The sequence below is a fragment of the Alteromonas sp. ISO5 genome, assembly GCF_058105165.1.
Genome location: NZ_CM176572.1, coordinates 4745291 through 4764632 on the forward strand (window position 1 = coordinate 4745291; position 19342 = coordinate 4764632).

At 45.9% G+C, this 19342-nt stretch carries 15 protein-coding genes, 1 tRNA gene and 1 pseudogene; 7 read left to right on the top strand and 10 right to left on the bottom strand.

Features of this window, described 5'->3' with window-relative positions:
* Positions 1-3: 3 nt before the first annotated feature.
* The gene (locus AC2T0J_RS21470) at positions 4-1041 is read right to left on the bottom strand and encodes an efflux RND transporter periplasmic adaptor subunit (protein ID WP_489807768.1); all 1038 of its coding nucleotides are present in this window, start codon (positions 1039-1041) and stop codon (positions 4-6) included.
* Entirely contained in the window at positions 1034-2710 is a 1677-nt protein-coding gene (locus AC2T0J_RS21475; protein WP_489807769.1) for an ABC transporter transmembrane domain-containing protein, read from the bottom strand. The genes AC2T0J_RS21470 and AC2T0J_RS21475 overlap by 8 nt, the downstream gene beginning before the upstream one ends.
* Before the next feature lie 120 nt (positions 2711-2830).
* Here AC2T0J_RS21475 and AC2T0J_RS21480 point away from each other — a divergent pair, with 120 nt between their 5' ends.
* The 4 genes from AC2T0J_RS21480 (at position 2831) to AC2T0J_RS21495 (ending at position 5488) form a co-directional block, all read left to right on the top strand.
* Positions 2831-3724, top strand: coding sequence for a LysR family transcriptional regulator (locus AC2T0J_RS21480; RefSeq protein ID WP_489807770.1), 894 nt, complete (start codon positions 2831-2833; stop codon positions 3722-3724).
* A gap of 199 nt (positions 3725-3923) precedes the next feature.
* Entirely contained in the window at positions 3924-4601 is a 678-nt protein-coding gene (locus AC2T0J_RS21485) for a YehS family protein (RefSeq protein WP_489807771.1), read from the top strand.
* A gap of 33 nt (positions 4602-4634) precedes the next feature.
* On the top strand, positions 4635-4919 hold the full coding sequence (locus AC2T0J_RS21490; RefSeq protein WP_489807772.1) for a hypothetical protein: 285 nt from the start codon (positions 4635-4637) through the stop codon (positions 4917-4919).
* A 239-nt stretch (positions 4920-5158) separates the two neighbouring features.
* Positions 5159-5488, top strand: coding sequence for a VOC family protein (locus tag AC2T0J_RS21495; protein WP_489807773.1), 330 nt, complete (start codon positions 5159-5161; stop codon positions 5486-5488).
* Between the two features lie 55 nt (positions 5489-5543).
* Here the strand turns inward: AC2T0J_RS21495 and AC2T0J_RS21500 are convergent, their stop codons facing one another.
* The 3 genes from AC2T0J_RS21500 to AC2T0J_RS21510 form a co-directional block, all read right to left on the bottom strand.
* Positions 5544-7169, bottom strand: coding sequence for a glycoside hydrolase family 43 protein (locus tag AC2T0J_RS21500; protein WP_489807774.1), 1626 nt, complete (start codon positions 7167-7169; stop codon positions 5544-5546).
* A 557-nt stretch (positions 7170-7726) separates the two neighbouring features.
* The gene (locus AC2T0J_RS21505) at positions 7727-8722 is read right to left on the bottom strand and encodes a glycerophosphodiester phosphodiesterase family protein (protein ID WP_489807775.1); all 996 of its coding nucleotides are present in this window, start codon (positions 8720-8722) and stop codon (positions 7727-7729) included.
* Between the two features lie 101 nt (positions 8723-8823).
* Positions 8824-11481 (bottom strand): TonB-dependent receptor, encoded by a 2658-nt coding sequence (locus tag AC2T0J_RS21510; RefSeq protein WP_489807776.1) that lies wholly within the window; start codon positions 11479-11481, stop codon positions 8824-8826.
* Positions 11482-11647: 166 nt separating this feature from the next.
* Between AC2T0J_RS21510 and AC2T0J_RS21515 the strand changes: the two genes are divergently transcribed.
* Together AC2T0J_RS21515 and AC2T0J_RS21520 are read left to right on the top strand one after the other, a co-directional pair.
* Positions 11648-12760: an ROK family transcriptional regulator gene (locus AC2T0J_RS21515; RefSeq protein WP_489807777.1), complete on the top strand. Its 1113-nt coding sequence runs from the start codon at positions 11648-11650 to the stop codon at positions 12758-12760.
* 14 nt (positions 12761-12774) lie between these two features.
* Positions 12775-14070 carry an MFS transporter gene (locus AC2T0J_RS21520; protein WP_489807778.1) on the top strand — a complete coding sequence of 432 codons (1296 nt, stop codon included), beginning with the start codon at positions 12775-12777 and terminating at the stop codon, positions 14068-14070.
* Between the two features lie 16 nt (positions 14071-14086).
* On the opposite strand, the pseudogene AC2T0J_RS21525 reads toward AC2T0J_RS21520, so the two are convergent.
* A pseudogene (locus tag AC2T0J_RS21525) lies at positions 14087-14354 on the bottom strand (7-cyano-7-deazaguanine synthase); the annotation flags it as partial.
* Positions 14355-14515: 161 nt separating this feature from the next.
* Entirely contained in the window at positions 14516-14755 is a 240-nt protein-coding gene (locus AC2T0J_RS21530) for a recombinase family protein (RefSeq protein WP_489807779.1), read from the bottom strand.
* A 216-nt stretch (positions 14756-14971) separates the two neighbouring features.
* On the opposite strand from AC2T0J_RS21530, the gene AC2T0J_RS21535 reads away from it, so the two are divergent.
* The gene (locus tag AC2T0J_RS21535; protein WP_489807780.1) at positions 14972-15628 is read left to right on the top strand and encodes a hypothetical protein; all 657 of its coding nucleotides are present in this window, start codon (positions 14972-14974) and stop codon (positions 15626-15628) included.
* A 104-nt stretch (positions 15629-15732) separates the two neighbouring features.
* On the opposite strand, the gene AC2T0J_RS21540 is transcribed toward AC2T0J_RS21535, so the two are convergent.
* The 3 genes from AC2T0J_RS21540 to nadA form a co-directional block, all read right to left on the bottom strand.
* Positions 15733-17445, bottom strand: coding sequence for a DUF6538 domain-containing protein (locus AC2T0J_RS21540; protein ID WP_489807781.1), 1713 nt, complete (start codon positions 17443-17445; stop codon positions 15733-15735).
* Between the two features lie 258 nt (positions 17446-17703).
* Positions 17704-17794 (bottom strand) — tRNA-Ser (locus AC2T0J_RS21545).
* A gap of 268 nt (positions 17795-18062) precedes the next feature.
* The gene (nadA, locus tag AC2T0J_RS21550; RefSeq protein ID WP_489807782.1) at positions 18063-19121 is read right to left on the bottom strand and encodes a quinolinate synthase NadA; all 1059 of its coding nucleotides are present in this window, start codon (positions 19119-19121) and stop codon (positions 18063-18065) included.
* Between the last annotated feature and the right edge of the window lie 221 nt (positions 19122-19342).

Below are 19342 nucleotides of genomic sequence, written 5' to 3' on the forward strand. Positions count from 1 at the left end.
CCCCTACCAGCCTGGACCAGACTGACTGGCCTGAGTGGCCGGTTTCTGGGGCGGGAAGTTGTTCAGCTGTCGCCACAATTCATAACCCAGGCGCACTTCTTCCAGCAGGATCCAGGCTTTCACCCGACTGCCTAAGCGGGCAATATTTTCCTCCGGCCAGGGCATCTCGGTTTCATCGGGTCTGATCCACACCTGAAATGCACCGGTAGCATCCGCGACGGGTTCTACGTAGGTCACTACACCGCCAAAAGTACCAATGGCGGTGCCCGGCCAGCCGCTAAACTGAAAGACTGGCCAGCCCTCAAACTGCAGGCGGGCTTTTGCGCCAGGCTTCACCAGTGGCGCATCCAGCCCGCTAATGATCACCCTTACCGTACGATCGGCATTTTTCGGAATAAACTGCGCTAACACGTCACCAGCTTTCACAAACGTTGAACCACCACCGTTAAATAAGCGCAGTATAGTGCCATCGACCGGTGCCGTTTTGGTCATGGTAGCCTGACGAGACAGCACCATGGAAACCTGATTAATATCAGCCATAGAGGAAGCTGCCTTGGCTTTTAGCTCCTGTACTTTGATCAGTGCCGCTTCTACATCTTTGCGCGACACCAGCCCCTGTTCCTGCAGTGCCTGCTGTCGTTGCAGGTTGCTTTCGGCATTGGTCACAGCAGTTTGGTTGGCCTGATGAGCCAGTCGCGTAGCCGCTAATTGCGACTGCAGTTTTTCCAGCCGCTGGGCATCTACATCAATCAGGGTCACGATGGGATCGCCCGCTCTGACTTGCATACCCTCACGCACATGCCAGGTTTGGATCTGGCCATCAACCAGCGCCGAAATTGCCTGCATGCGATCCACCGGATCCAGTGAGTCCACCGCGCCCGAGCCGTAGGCAGTTTGGATCCAGGGCGTAAAGTACAGTCCAGCCGCCACAAGCAGCACTAAAAATGCGATCACCCAACACACTACTTTGTGCACGCTGGGAATTATTTGCGCAGGTAAAGAGGTGATATTTTGCATAAAACGATTTTCTGCTTTACTCATGACCTTCTGCCTTATTATCGGTTGCGCTGTCTTCCACGTATAACACGTCCTGCAAATTTAAAGTGGCATTAAACACGCCTTTAAGCGGCATATTAGTAAAGTATAAAACGGTACAATCTAATCGGGCGATGCGTTCCAGCAAGCGCTCTTTAATGCTATGAGGAATGGCATCGAAATGTTGATTAATCACCAGCACCTGCGGTTTGGACAGTACGGCGGCGGCCAGTTTTAACAATAAAAACTCCAGCGGTTGCAAGGGATCGCCGAGCACCGAGATACGCGTTGCAATGCCCTCGTTCAGGTTATCAATCACTTCATCCAGCCCGACATACTCCAGGGCTTTTCGTACCTCTGCTACGGTTGCCTCGGGCGCCGCCAGGCGCAGATATTCTTCGATGGTACACTCCACAATCAACGAGCGGTCGAGCGTACTTACTGCTTGCCTTAACTCATACATGTCGTAGTCGAATAAGCTGTAATCGCCGAGCAGAATCTCGCCCTTAGCGGGCCGTTCGAAGCGCTTAAGAAAGCCCACAAGCTGCTTTTGCACCCAACTTTTGCGGGTAGTTATAAAGTACTTATGACCCGCTTCCAGCGTGGCATCCAGATAACAGCTGTCTTCAAAATGGGAAAGTGCCAGGCGTTTAAACACCAGTTTTGAGGATGAGGGAATGCGCGCGCCATCATCGTGGGTTTCTTCTTGCGGAATAACTAATGCAGAGCCTATCTTTTCTGCTGCACCATACAGTTCGTAATACAGTTTGAGGTACTGGCTGAACCGCGAGATCCCAAAGAACACCGCCGACATAATCAGTTCTGCCGCTACCAACTGACCAATGGACAACTGCCCCTGCACGACCAGAAAGCCGCCGAGGCCGAGCAAGGTGGCGCTGGCAAAGGCGTACAGCAGCAGAAAGGAGACCGCCTGGGAAAAGGTAAAGGTAAAGTGGCCCTTGTGTTTGGCAATGTAGTTTTTGATAAAGCTTTCGGTATTGCGTCCGGCGTAATCCATATGATCCGAGGATTTGAAAAACTCATGGGCAGCCGCCACATCGTTTAACCACTTCGCGGTATCGTATTTGGTTTGAGAAAGTTCAATGGCAGTGCGTTTAGCACCCGGCCCCCATATTTTCCACACCAGATACATCACCAGCAGAATGATCATATTGAGCACAAACAAAAACGGGTGATAAAACGACACCAGGGTAAAACCAACAATAATTTGCAGCACTAAGGCAAACCCATCGACCATCAGTGACGGGATGTTTTTCTGCAACGTCATGATGTCGAAATAACGATGGGTAATCGACGTGTTGCGCCGACCTTCAAAAAAGCTGTGGGGTGCCATAATGGTTTTGAGCCCCAGTTGAGAAACCAGTCGGGTATACACGCGGCGCTCGTAGTACTCCATTACCCGCATGCGCAGCGCGCTGAAAATGCCTGACACAAAAAGCGTAGTAAACAGGATAGCCGCCAGAATAGTCACAGCGCGGATGGAGCCAATATTGGCAATACTGTTGATCAGGGTTTGCACTGCAATCGGCACGGCCAGTGTGAGCAAACTGATTGCCACACCGTACACCGCCGCCACACCAAAGAAGCCGCCTTCCGGCTTTAATAAGGAAACCAGGTATTTTTTGGTTTGTCGTAAATCGATGTCTTTTTCCATTTCAATATTTATCCAGCTAAAGATAAGAATGCAATATCATTTACTAAAAGCAATAATAAACTGGCCACAAAAAAGAATAAAACTGTTATATTCTACTATAAACATCGAATTTTCCTTATTATGCATCAATTAAATTATCATCATCTTTACTACTTTTACCTCATCGCCCGTGAAGGCAGTATCGCCAGTGCCGCTAAACTGTTGCATGTTACACCGCAAACCGTTAGCGGTCAGCTTAGTACATTTGAGAAACAACTGGGTTATTCACTGTTTGATCGGGTAAGCAAACGCCTTTACCTTAACAGTAAAGGCAAACTGGTTTACCAGCATGCCAGCGAAATATTTCAAAAAGGCGCCAGATTGGTTGAGTTACTCCATGCCGATAATGAAACCATTGATCAGACTTTTGTTATAGGAATTACCGATGCTATCCCCAAGGTGCTGGCCTATGATTTTGTGCATTCCACCATGGCATTGTCGAATAAGGTACGCTTTATTTTCAGAGAAGGACCATTTGACTCCCTAATCAGTGACTTAGCGTTAAACCATATCGATCTTATACTAGCCGACCGAGGGGTTGCTCCCGGCACTCAGTTAAATGCCAGCAGCTATTTTCTGGGCGAATCCCACTTAAGCTTTTTTGCCAGTAATACTCAACTCAGTCATCATCAGGATTTCCCCCGCTCGCTCAACGGCGTGAGTTTACTGTTACCGGGCATTAAATCGGGCATTACCCTTGGCCTTACGAGCTGGCTCGAGGCCAACCAGTTGCACCCCAGAATTGTGGCTGAATTTGACGACAGCGCGCTGCTCAAAGTGTTTGGCAGCGAAGGCTTTGGTGTATTTTGCGCACCATCGGCGATTGCCGACCACGTGGCAGATTTTTACAACGTTACCTGTATTGGTGAAATTACCGATATCACCGAACGTTTCTATGCCATTACCGGTAAAAACCGCGCGCAACATGCTCTGGTTAATAGCATCGTGGCTGAGGCGAAAACATTACTCACCTAAAATTGGTTTAAAAACAGTGACTCTGTGTAACCGGTTTAACTAAAAAATACCCAGCTCGCAGAATTCACGTATAATACAATCTACGTGGCACTAACCACCCCATAGTTCGAGCCTGTTAGCCCCACCAGCTCAACCTGCTTCAAGCTACCTGACGATAAAACCAGGCTTTACAGGCCGTCAATAATCAATAAGTCCCAATATGAATCACAATGATGTTTTGCGCAGAGTGCGCTTTGCCCTGCGAATAGACGATACTGCCGCCATTAATATTTTCCAGCTAGCTGGTTATAAAATGGATATTGAGTATTTAAAGGCCAATATGCGAAAAGAGGAAGAGGCCGGTTACCTGCCCTGCCGGGACAGCGTGATGGCAATGTTTCTCGATGGTCTGATCATCAAAATGCGCGGTGCTCAGTCTGATAAGCCTCCCACACCTTTGGCTAAAGGTGTATTTTTAAGTAACAACGAAATCCTGCGTAAACTGAGAATAGCGTTGTCCTTTCGTGACGACGACATGCTGGAAGTCATGAAGCTGGGTAACTTTAATATGAGTAAGGGCGAAATGTCGGCTTTCTTCCGTAAGCCTGATCATCGCAATTTTAAACCCTGCGGCGACCAGGTACTGCGTTATTTTCTGCTCGGTCTGGCCCGCAAGTTAAGACCCGATGTAGCCACCCCGGTAACTGACAATGGTGCCCCGGTTAACTCACCAGCGATCAAAAAATCGTTGAAAAAGAACACCAAACCCAAACGCACCGGTGCCGTTAAAACTACTGATGAAAAGCGCACAAAATCCGGTGGCCGTATATCCGTTTGGCATAAGCCTGATGATAGTCACAGTACCAAACGCCCGGCTAAACGTCGCAAGCAGGATTAATAGCCGCCGCTGACCTTATAAGCAGAACCTGTTATGCCATTTACACCGCTCCATATGGGTCCCGGCTTGCTGATTAAAGCGCTGCTGCAAGGTAGCTTTAGTGTAATGGTATTTGGCTGGACACAAGTACTTATGGACGTGCAACCGTTGTGGGTGATGCTGGCAGGGCACGGCCACCTGCATGGTTTTTCTCACACCCTAGTCGGTAACACACTGATCGCTGTATTCGCCGCGTTAACCGGTAAATATTTATCGGAGTTCGGGCTGAGAATGTTAGGTATCGCTAAGCCCGCCCAGCCAATCATTATCGCCTGGTGAGTCGCTTTTCTGAGCGCGTTTATTGGCAGTTACAGTCATGTGGGGCTTGATGCCATTATGCATGGAGATGTCCAGCCCGCGTATCCGCTGACCGCAGATAACCCGCTGCTCGGAGTGATTTCGGTGAACACGTTGCACAAACTCTGCCTGTACACTGGTATGCTTGGAGCAGTTTTATTTTATGCCGTGCACTGGCACACCCGAAAAAATCATCAACGCAGTTGGAGAAAATAAACGATATGGAGCTTAATCAGGTTACCCTGCCTGTGCAGAACATGTCAGAAGCGGTGCAGTTTTACTTAACTCTGGGGTTTACCCAGATTGTTGATACGCCCCACTATGCCCGTTTTAGTTGCCCCGACGGCGATGCCACCTTCTCACTGTCGCTGGAAGATGCCGAGATAACCAATCCCACGGTGATTTATTTTGAACATGAAGCGCTCGATGAGCTCTACGAGGCATTACTTGAAAAAGGAATCGTTTTTGAGCAGCCACCCACAGAGCAACGCTACCTGTGGAAAGAAGCCATTTTGAAAGATCCGTCGGGCAATAAAATTAAATTATACTGAGCCGGCACTAATCGTTTAAACCCGCCCTGGAAGGTTAACATTAAAGCCTGATAGCTTAAAAAGGCTTATCGTAGGTTTCTCCTATTTGGAAATAATCGAACTCAACATAGCCGCCGGCCTGCTCGGTGGCATAGTTAAATAACCCATAGCGATACCCCATAAAGTGCTTGGTAAAGGTATACAACATGGTTAACGGTTCGCCTATTTTATGCCAATTTTTCCCATCCAGGCTGTAATAGAACAAAGCCACATCACGGTTAAAATCCGTATCGATTCGTAAATAAACCCGGCTGTGTTCTACCGGCAGTGTGGCCAGCGTTTCGTAGTCCCGACTGAGTTGATGAACACCAACCACCCCTTGTTTTTCGTCTTCGTTATCGATCCCCAGAATAGAGCGCACCATGACCAGGGACTTCTGCCCATTGTTGCCGGCTTTCACCGCCACATAACCATATTTGTTCTGCAGCGCAATCAGGCCTGCAACGTCACCCGCCTTCATGTGCTGAACATTGATGGCAGTGGTTGCGGCACTATGAGGGCCAAAGGTTCTTTGTGTCAGGGTGTTTTTGGCAGTGAGTACGGTTTTGTCTGTACGTCCGGTGGTAATTCTTAGACGGCCGGGGTTATTCAGCACCGTCCAGTTGGTGTTATCCGGGTTATGATTCCATTGCCACACCAGCGGTAATGCTGGCTGCCCTGCACTTCTTTCAAAGTTGTCTGAAGCGACAATCCCCTGAATCCCATTTTTATTGTCTGGTAGCGGCAATTTATCCGGCACGTTACCGTCTTCGCCGAGTACCGGCCAGCCATCTTGCCAGGTCACCGGCACCAGATACGGAATACGCCCTACACTGCCCCTGTCGCCAAATAGCATGGCATACCAGTCACCATTGGGTGTGTCGATCAGGCCGCCCTGGGCAATGTGCGCATAGTCGAGTGCCACACGACTTTCGTAGGGCCCTTCAATGTTGTCAGCACGGCTGATAATAACAGAACGTGCCCAACGGCTTTTCGGCGAGGCAATAGTAAACAGGTAGTATTTACCGTTAATCTTATGCATTTGCGAACCTTCACCTGGCAACCCGCCAACTTCATTATCACCAAAAGCCTTGTTAACATTTTCGATGATAACTTTGTGAGCGCCGCCCGGCTTAATAGCAGACGCATCAGATTTAAGCTCAATGAGAGAAATCTTGCCGCCGCCATATATCATATAAACACGACCGTTATCGTCGAAAAATAACGAATTATCATGCAACACCGGCGCAAATTCGTAGGCCTGCCACGGACCATTTTCTATGTCCTGGGTTTTATATACATGGGTTTTACCGGTAGTGGCAGAAAACGTCGAGGCGTAGTAAATGCCGTTGTGATATCGCAAGCTGCTGGCCCATGAGCCTTTGCCGTAGGCATCCTGACCATTCTCAAGGTTCATTTTGTCGTTTTCGACCAGACGATCATAGGCGTAGCCTGCGATCTCCCAGTTAACCAGGTCACTGGATTTCATAATGGGCAGGCCCGGACTCATATGCATGGTGGTGCTGCTCATGTAGTAGGTGTTACCCACTCTGATTATGCTGACATCCGGTACATCGGCCCAGATGACAGGGTTTTGTGCAGCACTCGCCTGATGACCAAGAAAAGCAAATAACAGACTGCCCACTACAACGAACCATTTCATTATTAACACCCACATGTTTAGCTCTTACAACCAACACCACAACGGTATTCGGCATTGCAATGTGTTCCACACTAGGCGAATTCTCAGGGAGGGTAAATGCCACTGGCTTTACCTTTTAAGACGAACGAATTGTTATATTTAACTTTTTATAAACCTGCCTGTGCTATAAAACAGTCATAGCTGGCTAGCGCGTCCACCAATGCGTTACGAATTTCGCAAGGAAGAAAAAGCCTGGGGATTTGCGGCCGGCCTCCACAAAGAGGGTAACGATGGTAACACTGCTACCCGCTAAGCAATGTGCTTTCTTTTGACATGGCAAAACACCTTTTCAGAGTATTTTGATGCTTTAAAAATAGTGTAAACGGTCAATTAACCATTCTCCACTTTCGCGCAAAAGAGACTCTAGAGTTGCCATGCCGACACTACTGAACTGTTCGGATTGTTGTGTCTGACAAAAGAATACAACCATACCTATTCGAAAATAGCCGCCATCAACCAAAGTAGTCAATTCAACAACAGGGATAATCTGTGCAGCTGTTGCTGTCTTTGACCCGATATCACTTTCTGAAGCCCTTTGCTTTTAAGTACTCTAGCAGGAATTTAGGTTCATCGGTTTGAATAATCGTCGCGCCATTTTCTACCCAAAAGCCGAACACGCTATCGGGGTAACGAAGGCCTAAGATATCGTGCCTTCCGCCATTCCATTGAAGTTTATCTAAGCGTCCTCTCAAGGCATCAATATACAAAGTGTTTATCCAAAGGTGTGTATCAAACTCTTTTGCCAAGGCCTTGACTGAGTCAGAGAACAGAACACCGCCTGATTCTGTCAAATGGTTTTTACTATGTTGAGGAATGCCGACCACCATTTCAGCTGCTTTGGGTTTTAACAGAGTAAAGCTGGCTTTGATCTGTTCAATGGATTCAAAGTTTTTATCCCAGTGCATTGGCATATAGTCAACGTGAAAAGGAAGTTGAGATAAGAGTTTTTCAATCTTCTTTCTTTGGGACTTAGTGTCAGCACCGGATTTTAAGATAATTTGTTTTTCAACACCGTATCCTTTGGCAAGAAGAAGTGATTCAGCAAGTTGAGAAATATCAACTTTAGGATCGAGGTTAACCATGATCTTGCCTTTTACAGCAGTGTAGACTTCTTCTAGTGAGGGGATTTTATGTGGCGTCAACTCACCGGTTACTTCATTAATAAGCTGAAGCTGACGAATTTCTTCAAAGGTAAAATCAGAAGCCTTTCCTTTACCATTTGTGGTGCGATCTACTGTTGCATCATGCAAAAGCACAAAGCGTCCATCTTTGGTCGCGCGAATATCCAGTTCGACCATATCTACGCCTAATGAGATGGCATAGTCTATGGCGGGTATTGAGTTTTCAGGAAGAATGATTTCGCCACCTTCCATAAAAGCGGCGCGGTGTGCGACTACCATGATATTCTGGCTATCAGGAGACTGCCAGCGAGCTAGGATTTGCTCGATGTTACTTTGTGATGCCTGCACACTTAAAGAGCAAACAATAAGCAAAAGGGAGAATAAACGTTTCATTAAGACGCCTTTTATTTTCTGCAATACAACAGCTTGAAATTTAAAAAGATAATAAAATTGAAACAAAGCCGTGACTTATGTCGCGGCTTTCTCTTCAGGCTTTAGTACTTGTAAATTACACCTATCCATACTGAGCGGCCGTAGTCTCTGGACCACGCCGTTTCTCCATAGGACAATTCTCTAGGTGTGCCGTCACCCAATAGATTTCTGGCATCAAGGAAAGCTTTCCATCCATTGCCAATCTTGTATCTGGCTTGGAAGTCCAACTTATTGGTCTCACCGATGAACTCATCATAGGTAGGCGAACTGGTACTGGTGGTAACCAGTTTTGCATCTGAATAGCGGTAAGCCAATTTGAAGTCGAAGTCATTTGGCGTCCAGAACAAGGTTGCCTGGGCGATATTCTTAGGCTGGTACACCATACCGTCAAGTTTACGCAAGCTGCCGTCATTCATTTCAATATTAAAGTTGCTGTCAATGTTGGAGTAGTTCGCAGTAAAGCCAACGTCTTGTAAAGAGGCATCAATAAAGTCGAAGGAGTTGATGGTAAAGCCGATTTCAATTCCTTTCAGCTTGGCTGAGTTGGCATTATCTGGGCGCTTATCAGTTACTTCATATTCAACACCGTTGATCACTTCGGTGTAATTAGCTACACGTTGGAAGATCTCGTTCTCGATATCTTTTTGGTAAACACCAATTGCTAGTGCACCATCGATACCACTGAAGTAATGCTCGAAAGAAATATCGTAATTATCTGAGATACGTGGCTTTAGACCCGGGTTGTCAGAGCTAATTGAAACCTTCTTCATGCCGTGGTCGATCTCGTATCTTCCTAGTACCGTAAGGTCTTTGTATTCAGCACGACCTAGTGAACGACTATAAGAAGCGCGTAAGCGCCACTCATCGGTGATATCCCAGATATAGTTCGCTGAAGGGAGCCAGTTGTTATAGCTGTTGGTTTCTTTGACTTTTATGTACTTATCAGTTGTGTCATCGTCATCAGCGAGTTCACGATAACCACTAGAAGTTAGGTCTGTTTCTTCATAACGAAGACCTGCATTCAGGTTAAAGTTTTCACCTTTAAAGCGCCCCATCCAAAAGGCTGCCGTGATCTCTTCTTTGACGTTGTAGTCACTCTTCAGCATTTCGTCATCTTGATTGCGCTTGTCATACCAATCAGACTTGTTTTGATCCCAATACGATAGGAACTTTCCATAGTCCAAATAAGAGATATCTTGACCTGGTACGAGATTAGGCTTGAACTTACCTGAGTAGTTAGAGTAAAAGTCGGCCGGTGTTAATGACTTGGCGGCATCTGAGCTTGGTTTAAATTCATAGTAATACTCCATGCCTTCCGATCGCTCATCTGATTTAACATTCAGGCCTGTTTTAAAACCGAAGCCCTGGTCTGCGTCCATCTTGTAGCTGTAATCGATCTTGGCTTGTTTAGCCTGCTGATCATTTACTTTTAACCAGTCCTTGTAATGATTAGCTTTCAAGTATGAAGGGTCTTTGAAAGCTTCTGGGTTTTCAAATGTAATAACTGGGTATTTACCTGAGCTATCATATCGGTAGGCTAAATCTTCCGAGGTGGCAAAGAAGCGGAATTCGTTGAACGGGTTATTGCGACTACCTTCTGAGTTTACTACAAGGAAGTCGACTTTGTGATCCCAATCTGGTGTCCAGCTACCTGACAGTGAAACACTGCTTATTTCATTAGTATCGCCTTGGAAGAAGTAACCTTGATAAAGCTTACCCTTGTTAACTTTGCCTGAAGTCGCAGTGACATCTTCAAGTGCTTTGAAATCTTGATAGATGGAGCCTGCCCAGCGGTCTTCTGAATCGTCTTCTTTAAACATGTATGCCGTTAATGCTGAATGAAATTGATCGCTTGGTTGCCATTCTAATTTTACCAGGCCACCGGTACGTTCAATTTGGTTCTTGTAAAGGTAGAACTGATTACCAGCTGGAACAGCAATCGCTTCATTTGAGGCTTCTTCACGCAGTTTGCCAATGGTGCCATCAGACTCCAAAAAGCGATACTCATCCCAGTTGTTGCCAGGTAGGTAGGTGTAGTAGTCCTGGTTTAGGTAACTGCCAGATACGACCACGCCGAATTGATCATCACGCCCAAACCTATCTGCATAGGCAAAGTCCCACCGATTGGAAATGTCTAAGTCCACAGGTCCATCATCGTTTTCAAACGCGCCAAGTGCGCCGCGAGCTGCAAAATAGGTATCATCTTGATCAAAGGCACTTCGAGTGTTTACAAACACCTGCCCACCAATGGCATTGCCATCCATGTCGGCGCTGAAACTTTTGGCTACTTCGGTGTTTTTAATGACGTAAGAAGGGATAATACTAAGCTGAGTCGCGCGGCCACCCGAACGAGTGGAAGGTACAACACCACCGTCAATACTCAAGTAATTGAAATCTGAACGCAAGCCACGAACCACGATGAATTCCGCATCACCATTACGCTCTTCAACGGACACTCCAGAAACACGAGTTAAGGCCTCTGCAACTGAAAAGTCTGGAAGTGAACCGATATCATCTGATGTGATGACATCAACGATAGTTTCGGCATTACGCTTTTGCTCCATCGCTCGTTGGTTTTGCAGGCGAGTACCCGTAACCATTATTTCTTCAATGAATTCTTGGTTATCTGGGTTATTCGCATTCGCCGTCGACTGTGCCATAGCAGCGGGGATCGCTGCTAATGCAAACATGGGTAACGCGGTTATAAGTGACTTTCTCATTTGTGTGTTCTCTCAACTGAGTATTTTGATGGCAGGCAGTCTAGATTCGCAATATGACAAACCTATTACATATAATAAATTTATTTTATTTAATACTCGATATTGAAAGTCTTGGTTGAGTTTGGATAATGGACAAGAATGAGTGTCAGCGTGGATAAAACGTTCAATGATTCAAAGTTTAACTAGTAATGAAAAGCGAGTATTAAGTGCGATACACCGGTCAGGTGATATCACCAGAAACGACATCGCTGTGGCCGTCAATGTCTCGAAAATGCAAGCGACAAATATTGTTAAGTCGCTGTTGGATAAAAAGCTCGTTATTGATGAGGCTGTTACAAGAGGGCTGAGAGGACAACCCACTCGATCTTTACGGCTAAAGTCCGATGGTCTTTATGCCGTAGGAGTGAACTTTACCTCTCGTCATGTTGACTTCGTGCTGGTTAATTGGATGGGGGAAATTCTTACTGAAGAAACTCACACAATCGAAGATGTCACCTTTGAGCGGATTATCAACCTAACCCAAACCTTTATCGATATGGTTTCTCAGAGCCGACGCATTGCGAAAAAGCGCATTGCCGGCATTGGCGTGTCGGTTCCCGGGGATTTTGTCAAAGATCGAAAGACCATTAACCCAGTTTATTTTCCTCAGTTTACTGACTGTGATTTTGAAAATGAGTTTAAAGCTGCCTTCAATTTTGACGTGTTTATCGAAAACGATAGCAATTGCGCAACGTGGGCAGAATACCTTGCTGGCGCAGGTCGAACGCTAAAACATTTTATTTTTGTTCACATAGGCCACGGAATTGGAGGAGGAGTTATCGCTAATGAGCGACTTTATCGAGGGGCAAATGGTAATGCGGGGATATTTGGTACGCCATTTCCTGATGTAACAGCATCTCGTCCTTCAGGAAGTGATCTGCTAAAGAGTTTGCAGGCTAAGGGGATTCCTGTAAAGAGCTTTCGAGAGTTGGAAAAGCAAAATTTACTTCACGATGAAAGACTGGAAAGCTGGTTGCAAAATGCTGCCAGTCAATTGGCTGATCCTCTTACCGTCTTAGCTAGAGCTTTCGATCCTGAAAAAATCATAATTGGAGGTAGACTACCGAGCGCCTACTATCAACGTTTATCAGAGTATTTGGGGACAGGAAGCTTTTGTATTAATGATAGAGACGTGTTACCGACACCCACTATTCAGCCAACTCAACTAGCCGCAAAAGGGGGCGTTATAGGATCAGCCGCGCTGTGTTTTGAGAACCTGCTTTCTCCCCTGACTTTTTAGTTAGCTATTTTATTGTGAGAAATTTAACGTTAATTGGCTATGCCAATGGCAATTTAGGTAAGCAGGTTTTGTACGGTACAGTGGACCTGTGCTTGCTGTATTACCTCACTGATATCATTGGTTTTTCGCCATTGATTGCCGGCTATATATTATTTCTATCATTAATTTTTGACGCTTTACTCGACCCTATCATGGGAGTCTGTATTGAAAAACTGAGTAAGTTTGGGGGGAATTTTTCTCGTTATATTTTGAATGGTACTCCTGTATTTGTGGGAGCCTTTGTTTTGCTGTTCTGGGTAGAAGGACTAAGCACCGGAGTTGAAATTGTCCTGGTGGTTACCTTACTTGTTTTTCGGTTGGGGTATACCATCATTGACGTGCCCCACAATGCAATGATCTCTCGGCTGATTCAGGACAGCCACCAGCGCACCGTGGCAGCAGCTTGGCGCTTCTTCTTCAGTTCAACAGGGTCACTGGTTACCGCACAGGCACTGCAATTTGTACTTACTGGTGCACCTGAGCAAGAAAAAATCTATTTTCAGTACTTTTCGCTAGTTGCAGCGACTATTGCGGTGAGTTCTCTGCTTGTTGTATATGTTTCCACTAGAAACATCAAAGTACAGTTGGGTGAAAAAGGCCTTAGCACAGGGAATCATTCTTTAACTTCGACCTGCCTAGCCATTTTGACTCATAAGAAACTCATTTTTATGTTATTGGTCATTTCACTGACAGCCCTGTTCCCTCCAATCTTGACCAAGGGCATCATTTATTTTTCAAAGTACAAATTAGACAGTGATTTATCTGCTGGAGAGCTCCTAACCTTTGTCACTGTTGGCCAAATGGTGTCTTTACCTTTTTGGACAAAGCTTTCCAGGATTATGTCTAAAGTGATTGCACTTAAGGCTTCCCATTTACTTCTTACTGCATCAACCTTAGGAATACTCTATTTAGGTGATAGCGCTTACTTCATTTGTTTTTTGTGTGCTTCGTCGGGGTTTGCTCTTGGGGCTATTTACATGATGATTTGGTCAATTTTAGCGGATATTATTGATGAGCATCATGAGAAAAAAGGCTTAAGGCTAGAAGCCTCTATTTTTGCTATTGCTATTATGTTGATGAAAATATCACTTGGCGCCGGCAGTGCAATACTCGGCGCAAGTATGGGGTTTATAGGGTATGAGGGGAATACACAACCAACGGCACAAGTTCTGGCTAATCTAGAGTATGTGTATTTTGGCTTACCCGCACTTGGTGGATTGCTATGTTTTGCCTTTTTGCGACGAGTCGAAGAAAAGGCGCTAAAGCTTTAGCGCCTCTATTACGTTTTTAGCTTTCATAATTCAGTGGGGCAACAGCGTCTTTGTTCCGAAAAGCTTCCAGCCTTTTATGATAAGCGCCGTATTTACCACAGGCATTTTCTCGCCAGTTATAGCAAGCCCATGCCATAATCCAACGCCATGGCAAGGCCATCGGTTAATATGGCAGTTTTACTGACGTCGATATAAGGAGTGACGATTTCAATGGCTTCGTAATTCGCGATAGCGCATACGTCATTCATGGCGAGCACACACTCAGGTCGACAGTCAGGGTATATTATGGGTACTAACGGATTAGCATCAGTCTTGAAAAACTGAGAGTTACAGCATTACTCATTCACATTATTCAGAAACCCAAAAATTAATCGCGCCGAGCTACTCAACGACACCCGTAAAAAGTGAGTTTTCACACAGCCTGTGTACATACGCCTTTAGAGTTTCATTCATTGACCAAGGTTTTGAGGTCTACGAGATTCCTCGCCAGCCTATCAATACTATGCACATGAACCGTATCGCCTTCTCTGACATACTCCTTTAGCGCTTCTAGTGCTGGACGATTATCAGTACCGCCGCTACAGCAATCAATGAACTCCTTGGTAAAGCTCACACCTGTAACAGCCAATTGACGTTCAGTGTTTTGCTCTGTTGTTGATACTCTTATATAAGCGATATCAGCCACATCCTGTACCTGTTTAAATTATAGAGGTGGAGAATATAGCTATACCTATAATTTAAAGTCAGCCCTATTGGGTACTAATTGGACTCAGTGTGACCACACCCGTATGGGTATACCTAATAGGTATGCATTTTTATGTATTAGAAAGCACTACTTTGAGAATTAGATCTGTGACTGGTAATGATAAGGTATTAAAACAATACATAAGGATATAGAAAATTGAATAAAATGAACCATTCAGACTTCAAGGCCGAGAATTCTTTTAGGCATGCAGAATCGCTCAGACAAGCACTTAACACTATTAACTGGATGTCTATTGAATGGCGCTTAAAAGGTGGCGAGGACATGGAATATATGGGTGCCACTCACTCCTCAAGGGTAATAATGGGTGCTCTTGTGACAGAAATCTACTTAAAAACACTGATGAAAATCACTGGTAAGGAGATTCCCAAGAGTCACTTGCTATTTTCCCTTTTCAAAAAATTAAATAAAAAGGATAAGAGCGAAATAGAGAAGGAGTTCTGTAGAATTCAGGGAACTATTGACCAGAGATTTGTTAATTCAGGTATACCGTTCATTCCTAGGTCACCCTCTCTTATTGAGGTAATTAAGTCATATAACGACTCTTTTGAATATTGGCGATATGCATATGAAGCAGAACAACCAAAGCACCCGCCTGACCTAAAAGGCTGTCTGGAGATGGTCAGTGATGCGGTTAGAAAAAGAATCGTGTCGTTGAAGCCAGAATGGGTGGAATACCAAATGCACGATGCATGGCGCACCAAATTAGGAGAAGGTAAGAAGCCCGACTTGAAAGAGAATAATAACTTTTTTTATATTCCCACGATTTTTCACGACATGAGGAATCAAGGATGACCCCCCATCAAGTATGATAAGCATAGTTGACCAAATAATAGATTAGACGTTTGGTCTCAGGGGCAGTTTGTGGCTTCACGCAAATCTGCATTCTTAGGTCAGCACTATAGTATGAAAATGGGCGACAAGCTAAGCCAAGCGACTTTATCAATCACTTGCTTCTTAGTATTCAGGTAAACAGTGCCGTACTTGTCGCCAACTGACCCAGAAGTGTGTCCTGTTATAGCGTCACTTACTCTATCGCTTGCCCCTAGCGAGCGTAGCATTGTCTTAAAAGAGTGCCTGAATGCATGTGTAGGCTGGCGTATGCTAATACCCTGCTCTCTAACGACCTGCCCCCACCACGTAGCAAACTTAGTGGATTTAGCTCCATACTTGTCAGCTGGCACTTCAGGGAATAGCCAATCTTTACAGCCCTTAACAAACTCTAAGAAGCCAAGCTCAATCAAATGGTCATGTAATGGGATATGACGGAGAGAAGCATTGTTCTTCACTGACTGCCCTTCTCCGCGCCTTACATTGATGTAGTGGATACCATCATGGTCAGTCTCAATATCAGACCGCCTCAACTGAAGAATTTCTCCGCTACGCGCCCCAGTATAGCGGCAAAGGAGAGGCACCCAGTAACACGCCATACCGTATTTCTTTGGAGCATTAGGATCAGTGAACAAAGGCAAACTAAATAGCTTGGTGACCTCTTCAGACGTATATCCCCTGTCTTCTTCAGCCTCAATGTGTTTAGCAATCTTAGGAGGCTTAACCTTCAGGGCTGGATTTTCATCTATCAATCCCAACTCCACTGCAAAGGTAAATACACTGGAAACGAGGTTGAAGTTTTTCTTAGCGACTGCTCTGGACAATGTAGGCAAGCGTTCCTTTTTGGCCTTCTCGACTTGCTTAGCAACTGGCAGCGTACGTACATCATGACTCTTCTTTTTAGGTAATTGTAGAAGTGTATCTCTAAATACGACGAAGTCAGCAGAGGTCACCTCCGCAACGTCTTTGTCACCATGTAACGAGATAAATCGCTGTACATTGTTGCCTGTCTCATTAAGGGTCTTTAAGACCTTCTCACCGCCCTCTGAGTTGACTTCCCGTGATATTCTGAACTTCTTATAGACCTCAGACAAAGCGTTCTCAGAGGTCCCTGACGTCCTCCTAAGAGGCTTTGGTTTGAGAGGTGATTCAACCATTTTCATGGGGCTGGGCTCACTCTCCCAATCGTTCTGAGCTCTGGCAATGCAAAGACGTTCAAACTTATACAGGTAGTGATAAAACTGGACATCCAACTGACGATAGGACTTACTGCGCTTGGGTACGGTGATGCCCTCTATGTCCAACTGGCTTGCTATGTAAGACTCCAGCTCATCACCCAGTATATCGAGTTGCTGTTCAGTAGCTCTATCGATATCACTCCCCTGAAGACTCAAGGTGTCAGACAGACCAAATGTAATATGCCCTTTACTGCCATCGATGCCTTCGTATTCGTCACGGGACACGTGGGAGGACATACTCCCCTGAGACTCCACCTCATCACGCATACGAGCATACCAACGCTCAGCAATGATGACGCATTCCCTGAGGGACAACTCTACATCAGACTCACCAGACAATTTACTTGTGGCCAGTGCCAATTGTTCATAGGCTTCCTTCAGCCACGGTATGGCCCGCAGCTGTGCTTCACTCTTGTCAGTGGTCTTAAGAGAGGACTTAAACTCCCGCTTGCCAATGACTGACCGGAGCTCTTGGGGAATAACGATTCTAATGTAGTAATACTTGGAATATGAAGGAATGTAGGGAGAAACCATGATGCCCATTTGTACCACCTTTTTGTACAAGTAGGTGGTTATGCCGTTTCTCTGTAGGCCAGATACAACAAAGCCCCTAGGGTTTTAGGGGCCTGTAGGTATTTGGCGGAGAGAGGGATTTCTCCGGGCATCCTGCCCTTCGCCCTTTGGGCCGCGCTGAAGCGCGTTCAAAATCGCTCCCGGCGATTTTGTCGAACCTTGCTTGAGGGTTCGCATCCTCTTTCTTCCGGACATAAAAAAACCGGCAAAAGCCGGTTTCTTTATATCTGGCGGAGAGAGAGGGATTCGAACCCTCGATACGCTATAAACGTATACACACTTTCCAGGCGTGCGCCTTCAGCCACTCAGCCATCTCTCCAAATTGTTTCTTCGAAACACATGATCGTAAACACATCCCTGATGATCGTCACCCAGTCTCGACGTCCTGTCGAGCCGTTGCGCTTCTAAAAGCGTGACGTCAAGTCACCCTTTTTTGTCTTCGACAACTGAATGCTCACCCACTCAGCCATCTCTCCAAATTGTTTCTAATTACATCGCTGCAATCAAGTGCGCGTATAGTAGGTAAACCCGCGCTGTGAATCAAGAACTACCCGCAAAAAAGCAGCCAAATGCTGATTAATTAAACACTATGCGCTTTTCTTTGCCTTTAGTTGCGCTGAAAAGTCCAGCATACGGTTTAATGGGATTAGTGCTTTTTCACGCAGTGCATCATCTACGAAGATTTCGTGAGCACTGGTATCGTCGGTAGAAAGCGATTCATAGATGGCTTCAAGACCATTCATTGCCATCCACGGGCAGTGCGCGCAGCTTTTACAGGTAGCGCCATTGCCTGCCGTAGGCGCTTCAATAAATTGCTTCTCAGGCATCAACTGCTGCATTTTATAAAAAATGCCTTTGTCGGTAGCAACAATAAACATCTGATTAGGCATATCCTGCGCAGCCTGAATGAGCTGGCTGGTAGATCCCACGGCATCGGCCATCTCAACCACGCTGGCCGGCGATTCAGGGTGAACCAGTACTGCAGCTTCAGGATACAGTGCTTTCATGTCCAGAAGGGCCTGTGAGGAGAATTCGTCATGAACAATACACTCCCCCTGCCACATGAGCATATCAGCACCGGTTTTCTTGGCAATGTAAGAGCCTAAGTGACGATCCGGACCCCAAATAATCGGTTTACCCAGGCTATCCAGGTGCTCAACGATTTCAAGCGCAATGCTGGACGTTACCACCCAATCGGCACGGGCTTTAACTGCGGCTGAAGTATTGGCATAAACTACTACCGTATGATCAGGGTGTGCATCACAGAACGCCGAGAATTCTTCAATGGGACAGCCTAGGTCCAGCGAACAGGTAGCTTCCATGGTAGGCATGAACACGCGCTTTTCGGGGCTCAGAATCTTGGCTGTTTCACCCATAAACTTCACACCGGCAACCAACAGAGTCTGTTCGTCAGCATCACGACCAAAACGCGCCATTTCCAGTGAGTCTGCCACGCAACCGCCAGTCTCTTCCGCCAGCGCCTGAATTTCAGGGTCGGTATAATAATGCGCGACCATAGTTGCATTTTTTTCTTTCAGCAACGCTTTGATCTTATCTTTAAGCTGCGCCTTGCGGGAGTCAGACAGCACGGCAGGCTTTGCCGGAAACGGATAATCAATCTGGTCGATACGATACGCTATTGTCATGGCTACTAAATACCTAACCTGGTTATGGCTTAACGGGCGGCGATTATACACGAGTGTCATAAAAATTTCATACACCCGGGCGTTTGTTTATTAAATAATCAGGATAAAACTCGCGCTCCCTCACTCTTTTTAAATGTGGGGCTGATAAATGCTAGTTTCAAGCGCCCTGGCTCAAGCGCATACAACACCCTTTAAGCTATGTCTTCTTCAGAATGGTTAGA